This window comes from Pantoea sp. UBA5035 (genome assembly GCF_002415245.1).
Taxonomy (GTDB): Bacteria; Pseudomonadota; Gammaproteobacteria; order Enterobacterales; family Enterobacteriaceae; genus Pantoea; species Pantoea septica.
Genome location: NZ_DICD01000014.1, coordinates 34,008 through 51,016, shown reverse-complemented (window position 1 = coordinate 51,016; position 17,009 = coordinate 34,008). Strand labels below are relative to the sequence as shown.

Below are 17,009 nucleotides of genomic sequence, written 5' to 3'. Positions count from 1 at the left end.
GACCTCATTTGTAGGTTTTGTAGTTGAGTGAGGAAACCTGAATTCTTTGAATGACGCCGTTTTTGAAGAAGTAATTCATTACGGTAAGGGACAAGAGTTCCGACACGAAGACGCTCCATGCGGCGCCCATAATGCCGTAGCCCTGGATCAGCCACCATGAAAGCGGCAGGCTGATGACCATCAGGCAGATGATTTTCTTCAACAGATAGTTGAAACCACCCTCTTTCACCATGTAGCGGTAGGCTACGGTGCCCATAGCGGAGAAACAGGTCGCCATTGACAACAACGTAATGAGACTTCCTGACTGTGTGTATTCTGAACCGTATAAAGCGATGATGATTTTCTCGCCGAACAGCGCGATGACCAGCAACATCATCAGTGAAACTCCCATGACATAGCCGTTAAGCCGCGCTGCCAGCTTAATAGCCACTTCGCCGCGTTCCCTGAAGATTTCAGTGAAGCATGAAGTTATGAGCGCCACGGGGATAAAAATCCACGAAGCCGCAATAGTGTTGGCCGCCGCAAACAGCCCGAGGTCGCTTGCCGACGCGATGCCGGCTAAAAACATCTGCGCAGCTTTAACCTGCACTGAAATAAAAATGCTGGAGATCGCCAGCGGCAGACCGGCGTACATCAGATAGCGCAGATAGGCGCTACGTTTCTCCTGCGGCGGAGCAATATCCTGCGTTTCGCGGTAAAAGTTGTATCGCTTGATAACGTAAGGCACCAGCGTCACGGCCACGATAGAGAGCGTCAGCCATGCCGGATTGAGGCGCAGCCAGGCGATAACGAAGCTGATGGTAAAGCTCAGCAGCATGCCGAGCGAGTTCGCAACGGTATTGAGCCGGGAGGCGAGGCGCGCGTTGTTGTAAACGCTGAAGGTGTCCTGCGTCACGAATACCGAGGCGACGAACGACGCCAGCGTGAACGCCAGAAAGTTTTGCGGCATGGTGAACCACACCCAGGCCAGCACCGGCGCCGCGGTGACCAGCAGTAAAATCATGCGCAGCGTGCGCGCCACGTTCATCAGGCGCAGCCCTTTTGGCGCGCTTTTACTGATCCGCTTAAACAAGATAGTTTCGGTACCGAAGATGGCGACGGTCTGGACCATTGAAAATAAAGAGGTAGAAAACGCCATCTGGCCAAATACGGTTGGCCCGAATGATTTCGCCACGTAGGAGGTCACAAATATGACGCCAAAAACCGAGACGATCTTCTCAGACATCATCCAGGCGGCATTAGACATTACGCTTAATTTCATTGACTCATCCTTTGCATTACTTACTTCAACCGCTTCGGTACAACGTCCCTGTAACGAATTAACAAGCGCTCAGTGGGCCTGGCGTTATTTAAAGATTTCAAACCAGGCTGGTCCGAAAAATGAGAATCAGAACACGATTCGGTGAATATTTTCAGGATAATTCTGATTAAATTTGGCTCAGAATGGCAAATCTGGAATCGATTTCACGATGAAAACAGAACCCATTCGCAAGCCATTTCCCTGCGAATTTAGCAAGCACGTTATGCTAAATATCAAATGTACGTAGAAATTTTTCGTATTTGGGATGGGAAGAATCTATAACAAAAATCCCTGGCCAGGAAGGTGCGCCCATCCGATAAGAATAAAATAAGATTTATCCCATGATGATATTTATTCTAAATATCTTAATTTAACCCACGCAATTCTAATCGCGCACTTTAATACTGCATTAATAGTTTATTTACAGTGCCAGATATTAATACAGTACATCTCATCCATTAATCGATAAGAAAGGTAAGAGCATTTATGAGAAAGTCACGATATAGCGAAGAGCAAATCACAAATGCCATTAAAGCTTCTGAATCAGGGGTTAAAGTCAGGGAGATTTGTGACGAGCTGGGGATCTCTGAGGCCACCTTCTATAGCTGGAAGAAGAAGTTCTCTGGCCTCTCTTCAGAGGAAGGAAGAAAAATCAAGGAGTTAGAAGATAAACTACAAACACTTACCCGTGAGCTGCAAACGCTCAACTCAGATAAGGAGATGCTGCAAAGCGTATTGAAGAACTTCTTTACTACCAATGAGAAGCGTCAGGCGGTCAACTTCCTGCAGAGCACGTTCGACATCGGCACGCGCCGCAGCTGCCGCCTGCTCGATATTAGCCGCAGCGTTTATCACTATCCGTCAGGCTCGGAAAATCGATAAAACCAATAATACTGCCCTAAACTGACTTAGCGCTGAGATTGTTCTTACCAGAAGAGATGATGACACTTTAAGATACCATTCGTGGCTTTAATTTTCGCTCCATGCATTCCTGATGGGTTTGCAGCCGGATCGATTTTCATTTTTTGCGGTAATATTGATAAGCACCAGCAAAAGTCTCGCATTTCTCGCTACTTCTCCTCTCGCCCAATCTCATTTCGATGAGATTGGTGCTTCCTGCTTTACATCAGGCATGTTAATGCACGGTGCTAAAACTCTCTCCTTCCATTAAGCTGCGCTGAACAGCTTTTCTCAGAGAAGCCATTTTTACTTCAACATAGCCTGGCACTAAGTTTGCATCCAGTGGAGAATATTTAATCAACCTTAAATAAGCGGAGCGGTAAAAAAATGCCAGGAATTTTCCTGGCTGAATGGTTTATCAATGCTTATCGCTTTTCTTATTCGGCTGCTAACTCATATAAGATTATTCAGCATAAAGATCGCCAAAGCTAAAGTTTCGTAAATTTTCTCATTGGGAATTATTCTTAATAGCCCGCTTCTTTCTGGAAAAAAAGGTGGTTTATCAGACGCTATTCTCAGGGCCAAATGCCAATAAAAACGCACCGGCAGACAATAAATATGCAGCAAAATGGCGAATTGATCGCCACTGCCCAGGCCTAAATGCCTGTCTGGGATGGAATATGAGCCGTCTGAAGAGGTAATTAGGGCCTGCGAAAGAGGTTAAGCGCTGTTTAAAGAGAGGGAAAAATGCGATCGCGATCGCTTTTTATTACGCTTATCACTCCTCCCTTAGCGATTTAATAGCAAAAGAGCGGCAAATTTTGCCGCTCCGCTCTGCGTATTATTCTTAAAACGGTGTGAAATCAGCGGGTCAGCGCCTGTTAATTAAGGCGCTGACCGGAGGAATTAATGCTCAATTGAGGTCAATAGCGGCTCAGGCTTGATGCGCATCGCCCACAGCACGCCGAAGATCAGGCAGAGAATACCGGTCAGCGTCAGCAGCGGCGGCCAGCTTTGTCGCCAGAGAAAGGTCCACAGCAGGCCGGACAGCGTTTCGAATACAATAAGCGGTCCCATAAAGACTGTCGGCAGTCGCTGGCTGGCGGCATTCCAGCACAGAGTGCCGAGCCAGGAGCAGAGCAGGCCAATCATCAGCATCAGCGGCAGAAACAGCTGCGGCTGCGGGCCAAACGGCAGCGTGAAGCTCGGCTGCTGCCACGCCAGCTGGGCACCCACCAGCGCATACATCACCAGCGCCAGCGGCAGCGTCACGATCCCCTGCGCTGTCGCCCAGGTGGCGGGCTTGTGCTGCGAATGGGTGCGCAGCCAGCGCGCGTTGCGCAGCGGATACCAGGTCCAGCACGCGACAGCCAGCACCGCCAGCGCGATGCCGCTCAGGTAGCGGGTTAAATCCCACTCGCCCTCCTGCCCGCGCAGTTCGGCGATATTGACGCACGCCAGACCGGCGCCGATCGCCAGCAGCGCAGGCGCCAGCCGACGCCAGGCCAGGCGTCCTTCAAGATGGCCGTAACAAAGGTTGGCGGTAATCGCCATCACCACCGGCAGCGTGCCGATAATCATGGTGGATACCGGCGCGCCGGTACGCTGAATCGCACTGGCGAGAAAGGTGTAATAAAGAAGGTTGCCCACCAGCGACAGTTTTAGCGCCTCGCGCCAGTCAGCCGGCAGCAGCTTACGCAGGCGACGGCGATCCAGCCAGGCGAGCGGCAGCGCGATCAGGCCGAACGCGACATAGCGTCCGGCAGACTGCAGCGCGCCAGGATAGTCCGGTACCAGCAGCGGCCCAACGAAAATCAGTCCCCACATCAGCCCTGCGGCAAGGGCAAACAACACGCCAGCTAACATCATCTCTTCCTTTATTAAAGTGCGTAAGGAAGTGTGGCGGAAAAAGCAGGGAAAAATCTTGTAGCAGATTGCGGTTCGCCCTAAGCGCCGCGTACCTGTTTTTGATAGCGCACCGGCGTAATGCCGTAACGCTGAGCAAAGGCGCGGGTGAGATGCGCCTGATCGCTCAGGCCGACGCTCGCCGCCACGCTGGCGGCCGACAGCCCGCGCGCCAGCAGCAGCTTGGCTTCGTATAGCCGATAGGCCATCAGCATCTGATGCGGCGTAACGTGAAAGTGGGCGCGGAAGGCGCGCAGAAAATGCCACGGCGAGAGTCCCGCCAGCGAAGCCAGCTCTTCCAGCCTTACCGACTCGGCCAGATTGTCGCGCAGATAATCGCGCACCTGGTCGAAGCGATGACGCCCCTCTTCTTTGCCTTTTTGCGCCATGCGCGCCAGCGGCCTTAGCTGCGCCAGCACGTCGCCCATCAGGCTTTGCCGCGCCAGCGGGCTGTCGGCCAGCCACAGCGCCGACAGCGCCTGCGATAGCGGCAGCGCCAGATGCGAGTCGGTGCGCAGCGCGTCGCTGAACCACCAGCCGCGGTCGCCGGTAAGCTGCGCCATTTCATCTGGCTGGATATAGATCATCTGGTAACGCCAGCCCTCGTCGCAGGCGGACTCGCCGGTGTGCAGCTCATCGGGATTCATCATGACCAGCGAATGGGTCGGCGCCGTGTACTGCGCACCGCGATAGCGAAATCGCTGCGCGCCCGATTCGATAGTGCCGATGCCGAAAGCCTCATGCGTATGCGGCTCAAAAGCATAGCGGGTGATATGCGCCTTATAGAGTTCTACGCCTGGCAGCTCGGCAAACTGGCGAAACTGCGCGCGATCTTTTTCGCAGGGAAAAATAGCCGGAACGCCCTCCACCTCAATCTCCTCGTTAACCAGACAGGCTTTCAGCATGCCAGCGATAGCTGGCGAATTGCAAAAGAGTTTTGTGCTTTCGCTACGGCTGATTGACACTGAAGCGCAGCGTTCACCAGGAGAAAGAAAATGACCCAGCGAGTGATTGTCGTTGTCGATATGCAAAACGGCGTTTTCGCCACGCCGCGCTTCGATCGCGCCGGACGTATAGCGCGCATCAATCAACTGACTGACGCAGCCGACAGGGCAATCTTCATCACTCACCGCGAAGGCGAGATGCAGCCAGGCACCGAAGCTTTTGAACTGCTGCCAGAGCTGCGCCAGCCGGCGGGTTCGCTTTACGTGACGAAAACCGCCTGCGACAGCTTCTGGCAAACCGGACTGGCCGCCACGCTGACCCAGCTCGACGTTGATAGTTTCGTGATTTGCGGTTGCGCGAGCGATTACTGCGTCGATACCACGATTAAAGTCGGCGCGGGCTTAGGCTATCGCATTATTGTCGCTGCCGATGCGCATACCACGGCGGATCGCACTTACGCCAGCGCGGAGCAGCTGATTGGGCAACACAATGAGGTGTGGGCGGGTTTGTCTCTGCCGGGAAATGTGCCGCAGGTCGTCAGTACGGCGGAAATTTTAACCAGATGGGCCGGTTAGTCCTGTCTCGGCAGGCGAGTAAAAAGGATCCCCGCAGGCATTTTGCAGAGGACTATATAACGCGTAGCGCCTTTGCAGACGGTTAAGCACGCGAAAAAAAGCCCCGCGTAAACGGGGCCTGAGATCGTGATGCGATGGCGCAACAATCAGAACGGGATATCGTCGTCGAAATCCATCGGCGGTTCGTTGTTGTTGCTCGCCGGGGCGCTCTGAGGCTGCGGACGCGACTGCGCGCCGCCGCTGAACTGGTTCCCGCCCTGCGGCTGCTGCGGCTGGCCCCAGCCATTGTTGTTGCCGCCGCTCTGCTGGCCGCCGCCCATCGGGGCGCCGCCTGCGCTGGCGCCGCCCTGCTGACGGCCGCCCAGCATCTGCATGGTGCCGCCGACGTTGACCACCACTTCCGTGGTATAGCGATCCTGGCCGCCCTGGTCCTGCCATTTGCGGGTGCGCAGCTGGCCTTCGATATAGACCTGCGAACCTTTACGCAGATATTCGCCGGCGACTTCCGCCAGCTTGCCGAACAGCACGACGCGGTGCCACTCGGTGATCTCTTTGTTTTCACCGGTCTGCTTGTCACGCCAGCTTTCCGAGGTGGCCAGCGTAATGTTGGCAACCGCGCCACCATTCGGCATGTAGCGCACTTCCGGATCCTGACCCAGATTCCCGACAAGAATCACTTTATTTACGCCACGACTGGCCATGTTGCTCTCTCCCGATGAGTTGTTACTTAAGAGTCTAAACGATCAATTCTACCACGTCCTGCTAAGCGTTCCCACTTTCGAGCCGTCTCGCAGAAGCGCTCATTTTACCCTCAAAACACAAAAATACTGGATATTTAATCAGTCTATTTTTTGTGCCATAATACCCTGTTTACGCTAATCGTGTCCGCAAGACACGGGGCGTGCTGCTCAATCCGGGAAAGGTGAATGGATAAGATCGAAGTTCGTGGTGCCCGCACCCATAATTTGAAAAACATCAACCTGATCATCCCTCGCGACAAACTCATAGTGGTCACCGGCCTGTCAGGCTCCGGCAAGTCCTCTCTGGCGTTTGATACGCTCTATGCGGAAGGTCAGCGCCGCTACGTAGAGTCGCTCTCTGCCTATGCGCGTCAGTTTCTTTCTCTGATGGAGAAGCCGGATGTCGACCATATCGAAGGTCTGTCGCCCGCTATCTCTATCGAGCAGAAGTCCACTTCACACAACCCGCGCTCTACGGTCGGCACGATCACCGAGATCCACGACTATCTGCGTCTGCTGTTTGCCCGCGTAGGCGAACCGCGCTGCCCGGATCATGATGTGCCGCTGGCGGCGCAGACCGTAAGCCAGATGGTGGACAACGTGCTGGCGCAGGAAGAGGGCCGGCGCCTGATGCTGCTGGCGCCGGTGGTGAAAGATCGCAAGGGCGAACACACCAAAACGCTGGAAAACCTTGCGGCGCAGGGCTACATCCGCGCGCGTATCGACGGCGAAGTGTGCGATCTCTCCGATCCGCCGAAGCTGGAGCTGCAGAAAAAGCACACCATCGAAGTCGTCATCGATCGCTTCAAGGTACGCGAGGATCTGGCAACGCGTCTCGCCGAGTCCCTTGAAACCGCGCTGGATCTCTCCGGCGGGACGGCGATCGTCGCCGATATGGACGACGCGAACGCGGAAGAGCTGCTCTTCTCCGCCAACTTCGCCTGCCCGATCTGCGGCTACAGCATGCGCGAACTGGAGCCGCGTCTCTTTTCGTTCAACAACCCGGCAGGCGCCTGCCCGACCTGCGACGGTCTGGGCGTGCAGCAATATTTCGATCCTGACCGAGTAGTGCAGAACGGCGAGCTGTCGCTGGCCGGCGGCGCGATCCGCGGCTGGGATCGCCGTAACTTCTATTACTTCCAGATGCTGCGCTCGCTGGCCGAGCATCTCAACTTTGACGTCGAAGCGCCGTTCAACACCCTGAGCGAGAAAGCGCGCCAGGTCATTCTTTACGGCTCCGGCAAAGAGAATATTGAGTTCAAGTACATCAACGATCGCGGCGACACCTCGGTGCGTCGTCATCCGTTTGAAGGCGTGCTGCACAATATGGAGCGCCGCTATAAAGAGACGGAATCCACCGCGGTGCGCGAGGATCTGGCGAAGTTTATCAGCAATCGCGCCTGCGCCAGCTGCGAAGGCACCCGCCTGCGTCGCGAAGCGCGTCACGTGTTTGTGGAGAACACCAATCTGCCGACCATCTCCGATATGAGCATCGGCCATGCGATGGATTTCTTCCGCAACCTTAAGCTGAGCGGCCAGCGCGCCAAAATCGCGGAGAAGGTGCTGAAAGAGATTGGCGACCGTCTGAGCTTCCTGGTGAACGTCGGCCTGAACTACCTGTCGATGTCGCGCTCCGCAGAGACGCTCTCCGGCGGCGAAGCGCAGCGTATCCGCCTGGCGAGCCAGATCGGCGCCGGGCTGGTGGGCGTGATGTATGTGCTGGATGAGCCGTCAATCGGCCTGCATCAGCGCGACAACGAGCGCCTGCTCAGCACCCTGATTCACCTGCGCGATCTCGGCAATACCGTGATTGTGGTCGAGCATGATGAAGACGCCATCCGCGCGGCGGACCACGTGATCGATATCGGCCCGGGCGCCGGCGTGCACGGCGGCCAGATCGTAGCGGAAGGCACGGTGCACGAAATCATGGCGGTGGAAGAGTCGCTGACCGGCCAGTTCCTCAGTGGCAAGCGCGAGATTGCGGTGCCGCAGGAGCGCGTGAAAGGCGATCCGACCAAAACGCTGAAGCTCAGCGGCGCCCGCGGCAACAACCTGAAAGATGTGACGCTGACGCTGCCGGTCGGCCTGTTTACCTGCATCACCGGCGTCTCCGGCTCGGGTAAATCGACGCTGATTAACGATACGCTGTTTCCCATCGCGCAGCGTCATTTGAACGGCGCGACCACCGGCGAAGCGGCACCCTATCGCGAGATCAACGGGCTTGAGCACTTCGACAAAGTGATCGATATCGACCAGAGCCCAATCGGCCGCACGCCGCGCTCCAACCCGGCGACCTACACCGGCATCTTTACGCCGGTGCGCGAGCTGTTCGCAGGCGTGCCGGAAGCGCGTTCGCGCGGCTACAATCCGGGCCGCTTCAGCTTTAACGTGCGCGGCGGCCGCTGCGAGGCCTGCCAGGGCGACGGCGTGCTGAAGGTTGAGATGCACTTCCTGCCCGATATCTACGTGCCCTGCGACCAGTGCAAAGGCAAGCGCTATAACCGCGAGACGCTGGAGATAAAGTACAAAGGCAAGAGCATCCATGAAGTGCTGGAGATGACCATCGAAGAGGCGCGCGAGTTCTTTGACGCCGTCCCGGCGCTGGCGCGCAAGCTGCAGACGCTGATGGATGTCGGCCTCTCCTATATTCGTCTGGGTCAGTCGGCGACGACCCTTTCCGGCGGCGAGGCGCAGCGCGTCAAGCTGGCGCGCGAGCTGTCGAAACGCGGCACCGGCCAGACGCTCTATATTCTGGATGAGCCGACCACCGGCCTGCACTTCGCCGATATCGCCCAGCTGCTGGAGGTGCTGCATCAGCTGCGCAACCAGGGCAATACCATCGTGGTGATTGAGCATAACCTTGACGTGATCAAAACGGCGGACTGGATTGTCGATCTCGGCCCGGAAGGCGGCAGCGGCGGCGGTGAAATCCTCGTCGCCGGCACGCCGGAAACCGTAGCGGAGTGCGAGAAATCGCATACCGCGCGCTTCCTGAAGCCGCTGCTGGCGAAAAAGAGCGCCTAGCGCTCATTCGCCCTACGCCAGCCGCGTTAGTCCATATTAAGTCCTCTCAGGCCCGCCGCACGCGGGCCTTTTTTTACTGCATATTCCCTCCGATAAAAACAGAATCAGGCAAGATTCAGGCATGTATAGGCATAGCCGCGCCGGCCTTCTGTGACTATCCTTTTAACGTTCCTCATTGGCGCGCCCTGTTGGCTGCGCCCTCTTATCACGGCGCTCTGCGCGCCGAAATCAAGACTCTCTTCACGACACAACGAAGCTGGAGACACCATGAATATTACGCACGCCTACGCTGCACAGGACGCGAGATCCCCCCTGGCGCCGTTCGATTACAAACCGCGCGAGCTGCGCGCGCATGATGTACAGATTGAAGTGTTGTTCTGTGGCGTTTGTCACTCTGACCTGCACCAGGCCCGCAACGAGTGGAAAAACACCCTTTTTCCGGTCGTGCCGGGACATGAAATCGTCGGCCGCGTGACCGCTGTCGGCGGCCATGCCAGCAAATATAAAGTCGGCGATCTGGTTGGCGTCGGCTGCATGGTCGACTCCTGCCGCAGCTGTCCGAGCTGTCAGGAAGGGCTGGAGCAGTATTGCGAAGTCGGCTTCGTCGGCACCTATAACGGCCAGGATCGCGAAACCGGCGACGTCACCTACGGTGGTTACTCAACGGCGGTGGTCGTCGATGAAAACTTCGTGCTGCGCGTGCCGGAAAATCTGGATCTGGCGGGCGTCGCGCCGCTGCTGTGCGCTGGCATCACCACCTATTCGCCGCTGCGCCACTGGAACGTCGGTCCGGGCAAAAAAGTCGGTATCGTCGGCCTGGGCGGCCTGGGCCATATGGGCGTGAAAATTGCGCACGCGATGGGCGCGCATGTGGTGCTGTTCACCACCTCGCCGTCGAAAATCGAAGACGGCAAGCGCCTGGGCGCGGATGAAGTGGTGATCTCGAAAGATGCGGATCAGATGGCGCAGCACGCCAACAGCTTCGATTTCATCCTGAATACCGTGGCGGCGCAGCACGATCTTAACCCGTTTATCGCCCTGCTGAAGCGCGACGGCAATATGACGCTGGTCGGCGCACCGGAGCACGATCACCCGGCGCCGCAGGTATTTAACCTGATCATGAAACGCCGCAGCATTGCCGGCTCGCTGATCGGCGGCATCGCCGAAACACAGGAGATGCTCGATTTCTGCGGCAAGCACGGCATTACTTCCGATATCGAACTGATTGCGATGAATCAGATTAACGAAGCCTACGAGCGTATGCTGAAAAGTGACGTGAAGTACCGCTTTGTTATTGATATCAATACGCTGCGCGACGAAGCGGCGGCGTAAGCGACACCCGGCGCGCGGCTTCTGGCCGCGCGCTTCTTTTAGACGCCCGCCGCGCGGGTCGCGCCAGCCTGCTGATAAGAGGCATCTACCAGATAGTAGATCTGCGAATCTTTCAGCGATCCGTCCAGCAGCAGCGTGCTCCAGTGCGTCTTATTAAGATGCTCGCTGGGGAAGACGTCGCTGTGCTCCTCACGCAGCAAGTCCGCCAGCGCAGGCGTCGTTTTCAGCGACACCGCCGGACGCCCCTCAACCTCATGCACCATGGCGAACAGCACGCCGCCGCTTTTAATTTGCGTCGCTTTCCAGTCGCTGTGGACGCTCTGCTCCGCGTCCGGTTTGCTCATGCAGTAAGTCAGCAGATCTGACGTATTCATTTCGACTCCCCTTGTAAAGTGGCGACAATGCGCCGCGCGCCGCCGTGGATGCGGTGTTCCCCTAACCAGATGCCCTGCCAGGTGCCCAGCATCAGCCTGCCGCGCTGAACCGGCAGCAGCAGCGATACGCCCAGCGTGGAGGATTTGATATGGGCCGGCATATCGTCGCGGCCTTCATAGTCGTGCTGGTAAGGCGCCGCTTCCGGAACCTGACGCATAAAATGGTTTTCCATATCGCTGCGCACCGTGGGATCGCAGTTTTCATTCAGCGTCAGCGACGCTGAGGTGTGCTGCAGCAGCAGATGCAGCAGGCCGGTCTGCACCTGAGCCAGCGCTGGAATTTGGCCGACGATTTCGTCAGTGACCAGATGAAAACCGCGTGATTTCTCACCGAGCGTGAGCGTTTGTTGATGCCACATGCCTTGTTCCTGAGTTGGTTACACCGTTTAAGTGTGCAATAAGTCGCGGAAAGGTAAACCTGAAGGCGAAAAAAAACCGTCAGCCTGAGCGGACGGTTTGTATCTGGAGCAAGCCAGGGAGGCGGATGGCAGAATCAGCTACATCACATGACAGCGGCAAACGCCTGCGCGACCTGCTGCACGTTATTGCTGTTAAGCCCGGCGACGCAGATACGGCCGCTGCCCACCAGATAGATGCCGAACTCTTCACGCAGTCGATCGACCTGCTGCGCGCTCAGGCCGGTATAGCTGAACATGCCGCGCTGCTTCAGCAGGTAGTCGAAGTTTTTGCCGGGCAGCGCCGTGCTGAGCACGTCCACCAGGGTTTTACGCATCGCGATGATACGCAGGCGCATCGCCTCGACTTCCGCCAGCCAGTTCGCTTTCAGCGCGTCGTCGTTGAGCACGCGCGCCACCACCTGCGCGCCGAAGTTCGGCGGACTGGAGTAGTTGCGGCGCACCGTGGCTTTTAGCTGGCCCAGCACGCGTCCCGCCTCTTCGGCGCTGTCGCACACGATAGAGAGGCCGCCGACGCGTTCGCCATACAGCGAGAAGATTTTCGAGAAGGAGTTGCTGACCAGCGCCGGCAGGCCTGCGGCGGCGATAGCGCGAATAGCATAGGCGTCCGCTTCCATTCCCGCGCCGAAGCCCTGATAGGCGATATCGAGGAACGGAATCAGCTCCTGCGCCTTCAGCATCTCAACGGTTTGATCCCACTGCGCGTCAGTGAGGTCGGCGCCGGTTGGGTTATGACAGCAGGGGTGCAGCAGCACGATGCTCTGCTTCGGCAGCGCTTTCAGCGCGGCGAGGAAGGCGTCGAATTTTACACCGTTGGTCTCTGCGTCGTACCACGGATAGCTCTTCACCTCGAAACCCGCGCCGTTGAAGATCGCCACGTGGTTATCCCAGGTCGGATCGCTGACCCAGACGCCGGAGTTCGGGAAGTAACGCTTGAGGAAATCCGCGCCGACTTTCAGCGCGCCGGAGCCGCCCAGCGTCTGAATCGAGGCGATACGGCCCGCCTTCAGCATAGGGTGATCGGCGCCGAACAGCAGCGGCGCAATGGCGTTGCGATACGCGTTGAGGCCTTCCATCGGCAGATAGAGCGACGCCTGCTGGGGCTCGGCCTTGAGCTGTTCTTCTGCGGCGGCGACTGCCTGCAGCTGAGGAATAATGCCCTGCTCATCGTAGTAGAGGCCGATGCTGAGATTCACTTTATTCGTGCGCGGATCCTGTTTAAAGGTTTCCATCAGCGACAGAATCGGATCGCCGGCGTAGGCATCAACGTTTTGAAACACGGTGCAGATCTCCATGTGTGGTCGTAAAAATCAGAGGTGTATGCAGCATTAAACCATGTACCGTCCGGGACGATGGTTCATGGCGATAATCAGGTTAAGGATCACTGCGCCCGCGACCGACGCCAGCAGCATCGGCCCGCTGACGACGAACAGCGACGCCAGCACGACGCAGGTATCGACGGCCATTTGCAGTTTGCCGGCGCGCAGCCCAATGCGATCCTGCAGCCACAGCGCCAGGATATTGATCCCGCCCAGGCTGGCTTTATGACGAAACAACACTATAAACCCAATGCCCATGATCACGTTACCGAACAGTGTCGCATAAAAGGGATTGAGCGCGGAAAAGTGGACAAAGAGCGGATGCAGATGAGTGAAGAGCGACACCAGCCCCACCGCGCAGAAGGTTTTCAGCGTGAATTCCCATCCCATGCGGCGTACCGCCAGCCAGTAAAACGGCAGGTTGATCAGGAAAAAGGCGCTGCCGAACGAGAGCGGCGACAGGTAGCTAATCAGGAAGGCGATGCCGGCAGTGCTGCCGGTTAGCGCGCCCGCCTGTTTTAGCATAATGACGCCGAAAGAGACCATCAGCGTGCCGAGCAGAATCGCCAGCGCATCTTCGATGCGCGAATGAGGAATGCGGGTAGGTTCTACGACGTTATCCATAGGTAATCTTATTGCACTCTAAGCGGAAAAAGCGTGGCGTTAAGATGCAAAAAACGCACCATACCGTCGGCTTATGGTCGCCTTCGGCAGGTGCCAGTGATTATCCAGTTGATAACTAAGGCGCTTTTGTTGCTTGTTTTTGCGCACGCCTTGCGGACAAACCGTCAATTCATGCACAAATTCGAATTCTGACGCATATTTTTTGCATTATCTGGCGCTCTATTGCACCAGTTAAGCACATCATGCACTCTTTTGGCGCATCTTGTGCGCAGGCGCCATCATCAGACCGTTCTCTTTCAGGCGACCCAGTACCACCGAGGTTTTCACATGCGACACGCTTTGATGGCCCGCTACCAGCTGACTTATCAGCGCGCTCAGCGAAGCGAGATCCGCCACGGCGACTTTCAGCAGATAATCGGCATCGCCAGTGGTTTTGTAGGCGTCAACGATCGCCTCTTCCTGCTCCACCATGCGGTGAAAGCTGTCAACGTACTCGGCGGTGTGATTAATCAGCCGCACCTCAATCAGACCAACCATGCCCAGACCGATCGCATCAGGCGACAGACGCGCATGATAACCGAGGATTAAATTCGCCTGTTCAAGGTTGATGCGGCGGCGCGAACATTGCGATGCCGACAGGCCCACTAAATCGCTCAGCTCCTGGTTGGTCAGGCGGCCGTTAGATTGTAATAAAGTCAGTATTTTCAGGTCGTAATCATCTACGTGAGTCATGCTGCTTCCAGTGCGTAAACGTGCGCTGTGATACAGATAACCCGATTAACGGCGAGGTTGTCCAACACTATTTTCTGATGATGCGAGGCGGCATGCACAGATCGTGCATGCCGGGAGAGAGAGTTATTCGTCGTCGTACGCCGGACCGGCATAGTTGTCGAAGCGCGACCACTGGCCGTTGAAGGTCAGGCGCACCGTACCGATAGGACCGTTACGCTGTTTACCCAGAATAATCTCGGCGATGCCTTTGAGATCGCTGTTTTCATGGTAAACCTCGTCGCGGTAGATAAACATAATCAGGTCGGCGTCCTGCTCGATAGAGCCGGATTCACGCAGATCGGAGTTGACCGGACGCTTATCGGCGCGCTGCTCCAGCGAGCGGTTGAGCTGCGACAGCGCCACTACCGGGACGTTAAGCTCTTTCGCCAGCGCCTTGAGCGAGCGAGAGATTTCGGCGATCTCCAGCGTACGGTTGTCGGAGAGCGACGGCACGCGCATCAGCTGCAGGTAGTCGATCATGATCATGCTCAACCCGCCGTTTTCGCGGAAGACGCGTCGCGCGCGCGACCGCACCTCGGTCGGGGTCAGGCCGGAGGAGTCGTCGATATACATATTCTTCTTCTCCAGCAGGATGCCCATGGTGCCGGAGATACGCGCCCAGTCTTCATCGTCAAGCTGGCCGGTACGGATGCGCGTCTGATCCACGCGCGACAGCGACGCCAGCATACGCATCATGATCTGCTCACTGGGCATCTCCAGACTGAAGATCAGCACCGGCTTGTCGTGCAGCATGGCGGCGTTTTCGCACAGGTTCATGGCGAAGGTGGTTTTACCCATCGACGGACGCGCCGCGACGATAATCAGATCCGACGGCTGAAGACCGGCGGTCTTTTTATTCAGGTCCTGATAGCCAGTATCGACGCCGGTCACGCCGTCGTGCGGCGTCGAGACCAGGGATTCGATACGCGAAACCGTGGCTTCCAGCACCTCCTGAATGTTCTTCGGCCCTTCATCTTTGCTGGCGCGCGACTCGGCGATTTTAAAGACGTTGGACTCGGCGAAGTCGAGCAGTTCGTCGCTGTTGCGTCCCTGGGGATCGTAACCGGCGTCGGCGATCTGATTCGCTACCGAGATCATTTCGCGCACTACTGCGCGTTCGCGCACGATATCCGCATAAGCGCCGATGTTCGCCGCGCTGGGGGTGTTTTTCGCCAGCTCCGCCAGATAGGCGAACCCGCCCGCCATCTCCAGCTCGCCACGCGTTTCCAGCGATTCAGAGAGCGTGATCAGGTCGATGGGCTGGCCCGCTTCCAGCAGACGCTGCATCTCGGAAAAGATCAGACGGTGCGAGCGGTTGAAGAAATCTTCCGCCACGACGCGCTCGGAGACGTTGTCCCAGCGTTCGTTATCCAGCATCAACCCACCCAGCACCGACTGCTCCGCTTCAATCGAATGCGGCGGCATTTTAATACCTTCCAGCTGCCGGTCGGGCGTGTCGTTCGATTTGTTGGTGGGTTTATTTCCTGCCATAGTGAATGCAATACCGATCTTCTGAGGGGACGCGCCAGTATACCTTATGGCGGCGCGCCTCTCACGCCTCATGTTGAACAATCACAGGAGTAAAAATGGCAAAGCGTATTCAGTTCACCGCGCAGGGCGGACCTGAGGTATTGCAATGGGTAGATGTCGATCCTGCCGATCCTGCTGAACACGAAGTGCAGGTAGAGAACCGCGCCATCGGCATTAACTATATCGATACCTACGTGCGCGGCGGCCTTTATCCGGTTCCCGCCCTGCCCTCTGGCCTCGGCACCGAAGCGGCGGGCGTGGTGAAGCGCGTCGGCAGCGCGGTCACGCGCTTTAAGCCGGGCGATCGCGTGGTCTATTGCCAGGCGACGCTGGGCGCCTACAGCGAGCTGCACAACGTGGCGGAAGATCGCCTGATGCTGCTGCCGGACGCCATCAGCTTCGAACAGGCTGCCGCCAGCTTTCTGAAGGGGCTCACCGTGCACTATCTGCTGCGCCAGACCTACCAGGTGAAGCCGGACGAGACCTTTCTGTTCCATGCGGCAGCGGGCGGCGTCGGCCTGATCGCCTGCCAGTGGGCGAAAGCGCTCGGTGCGCATCTCATTGGCACCGTCGGGTCGGCGGAAAAGGCGAAGCTGGCGAAAGCGGCGGGCGCCTGGGCGACCATCAACTACCGGGAAGAGAATATCGCTGAACGCGTCAGCCAGCTGACCGACGGCAAAAAAGTCGCGGTGGTGTATGACTCGGTGGGCAAAGATACCTGGGAAGCGTCGCTGGATTCGCTGCGCCGTCAGGGGCTGATGGTGAGTTTTGGTAATGCTTCCGGGCCGGTTACCGGCGTGGATTTGAGCATACTCAACCAGAAAGGCTCGCTGTTCGTCACGCGCCCTTCGCTCTACGGCTATATCACCAACCGCGAAGAGCTGGAGCAGGCAAGCAACGATCTCTTCTCGCTGCTTGCCAGCGGCGCAATCAAGGTTGAGGTGCCGGAGCAGCAGAAGTTCCCGCTGAGAGAGGCGGAGCGAGCGCACCGTACGCTGGAAAGCCGCAGCACCCAGGGATCCAGCCTGCTTATTCCCTGATGCCTGAACGCAAACGGGGCTTCCCGTAGGAAGCCCCTTTTCTTTTTATCGTTCGCGCTGGTGTAGGGACAGCGGCGATGAATTCATGTCGACTCAACGGCGATCATCCTGGCAGAAAACATAAGTAAAAAATATGTTTAATTGCGAAACTGGC

General features: G+C 57.1%; 15 protein-coding genes. 5 read left to right on the top strand and 10 right to left on the bottom strand.

Annotated elements, in window-relative coordinates:
- Nucleotides 1-4 precede the first annotated feature (4 nt).
- Complete coding sequence (locus B3229_RS10285) at nt 5-1,261, bottom strand: polysaccharide biosynthesis C-terminal domain-containing protein (protein ID WP_033749163.1); 1,257 nt, start codon at nt 1,259-1,261, stop codon at nt 5-7.
- Between the two features lie 525 nt (nt 1,262-1,786).
- Here B3229_RS10285 and B3229_RS10280 point away from each other — a divergent pair.
- The gene (locus B3229_RS10280) at nt 1,787-2,182 is read left to right on the top strand and encodes a transposase (RefSeq protein WP_048781395.1); all 396 of its coding nucleotides are present in this window, start codon (nt 1,787-1,789) and stop codon (nt 2,180-2,182) included.
- A 924-nt stretch (nt 2,183-3,106) separates the two neighbouring features.
- On the opposite strand, the gene B3229_RS10275 is transcribed toward B3229_RS10280, so the two are convergent.
- Nucleotides 3,107-4,066 (bottom strand): DMT family transporter, encoded by a 960-nt coding sequence (locus B3229_RS10275; protein ID WP_286870818.1) that lies wholly within the window; start codon nt 4,064-4,066, stop codon nt 3,107-3,109.
- An 80-nt stretch (nt 4,067-4,146) separates the two neighbouring features.
- Nucleotides 4,147-4,974 (bottom strand): AraC family transcriptional regulator, encoded by an 828-nt coding sequence (locus tag B3229_RS10270; RefSeq protein ID WP_286870816.1) that lies wholly within the window; start codon nt 4,972-4,974, stop codon nt 4,147-4,149.
- Between the two features lie 126 nt (nt 4,975-5,100).
- Between B3229_RS10270 and B3229_RS10265 the strand changes: the two genes are divergently transcribed.
- The gene (locus tag B3229_RS10265; RefSeq protein WP_286870548.1) at nt 5,101-5,625 is read left to right on the top strand and encodes an isochorismatase family protein; all 525 of its coding nucleotides are present in this window, start codon (nt 5,101-5,103) and stop codon (nt 5,623-5,625) included.
- A 146-nt stretch (nt 5,626-5,771) separates the two neighbouring features.
- On the opposite strand, the gene ssb1 is transcribed toward B3229_RS10265, so the two are convergent.
- On the bottom strand, nt 5,772-6,326 hold the full coding sequence (ssb1, locus tag B3229_RS10260) for a single-stranded DNA-binding protein SSB1 (protein ID WP_033749160.1): 555 nt from the start codon (nt 6,324-6,326) through the stop codon (nt 5,772-5,774).
- A gap of 225 nt (nt 6,327-6,551) precedes the next feature.
- Here ssb1 and uvrA point away from each other — a divergent pair, with 225 nt between their 5' ends.
- On the top strand, nt 6,552-9,389 hold the full coding sequence (uvrA, locus tag B3229_RS10255) for an excinuclease ABC subunit UvrA (protein WP_048781397.1): 2,838 nt from the start codon (nt 6,552-6,554) through the stop codon (nt 9,387-9,389).
- 267 nt (nt 9,390-9,656) lie between these two features.
- Nucleotides 9,657-10,721 carry an NAD(P)-dependent alcohol dehydrogenase gene (locus tag B3229_RS10250; RefSeq protein WP_048781398.1) on the top strand — a complete coding sequence of 355 codons (1,065 nt, stop codon included), beginning with the start codon at nt 9,657-9,659 and terminating at the stop codon, nt 10,719-10,721.
- A 38-nt stretch (nt 10,722-10,759) separates the two neighbouring features.
- Here the strand turns inward: B3229_RS10250 and B3229_RS10245 are convergent, their stop codons facing one another.
- From B3229_RS10245 to dnaB, 6 genes are all read right to left on the bottom strand, one after another.
- Nucleotides 10,760-11,095, bottom strand: coding sequence for an MmcQ/YjbR family DNA-binding protein (locus B3229_RS10245; protein WP_033749157.1), 336 nt, complete (start codon nt 11,093-11,095; stop codon nt 10,760-10,762).
- Nucleotides 11,092-11,514 carry a secondary thiamine-phosphate synthase enzyme YjbQ gene (locus B3229_RS10240; protein WP_033749156.1) on the bottom strand — a complete coding sequence of 141 codons (423 nt, stop codon included), beginning with the start codon at nt 11,512-11,514 and terminating at the stop codon, nt 11,092-11,094. Before B3229_RS10240 ends, B3229_RS10245 begins: the two co-directional genes overlap by 4 nt.
- Nucleotides 11,515-11,657: 143 nt before the next feature.
- Nucleotides 11,658-12,851 (bottom strand): aromatic amino acid transaminase, encoded by a 1,194-nt coding sequence (locus tag B3229_RS10235; RefSeq protein ID WP_286870543.1) that lies wholly within the window; start codon nt 12,849-12,851, stop codon nt 11,658-11,660.
- A gap of 48 nt (nt 12,852-12,899) precedes the next feature.
- A complete protein-coding gene (locus tag B3229_RS10230) occupies nt 12,900-13,514 on the bottom strand; it encodes a YitT family protein (protein WP_048781400.1) in 615 nt (204 codons plus the stop codon).
- Between the two features lie 240 nt (nt 13,515-13,754).
- Nucleotides 13,755-14,246 carry an Lrp/AsnC family transcriptional regulator gene (locus B3229_RS10225; protein WP_033749153.1) on the bottom strand — a complete coding sequence of 164 codons (492 nt, stop codon included), beginning with the start codon at nt 14,244-14,246 and terminating at the stop codon, nt 13,755-13,757.
- Nucleotides 14,247-14,369: 123 nt separating this feature from the next.
- Nucleotides 14,370-15,776 (bottom strand): replicative DNA helicase, encoded by a 1,407-nt coding sequence (gene dnaB, locus B3229_RS10220; RefSeq protein WP_033793192.1) that lies wholly within the window; start codon nt 15,774-15,776, stop codon nt 14,370-14,372.
- A 95-nt stretch (nt 15,777-15,871) separates the two neighbouring features.
- Between dnaB and B3229_RS10215 the strand changes: the two genes are divergently transcribed.
- Nucleotides 15,872-16,855, top strand: coding sequence for a quinone oxidoreductase (locus B3229_RS10215; protein WP_286870538.1), 984 nt, complete (start codon nt 15,872-15,874; stop codon nt 16,853-16,855).
- Nucleotides 16,856-17,009 lie beyond the last annotated feature (154 nt).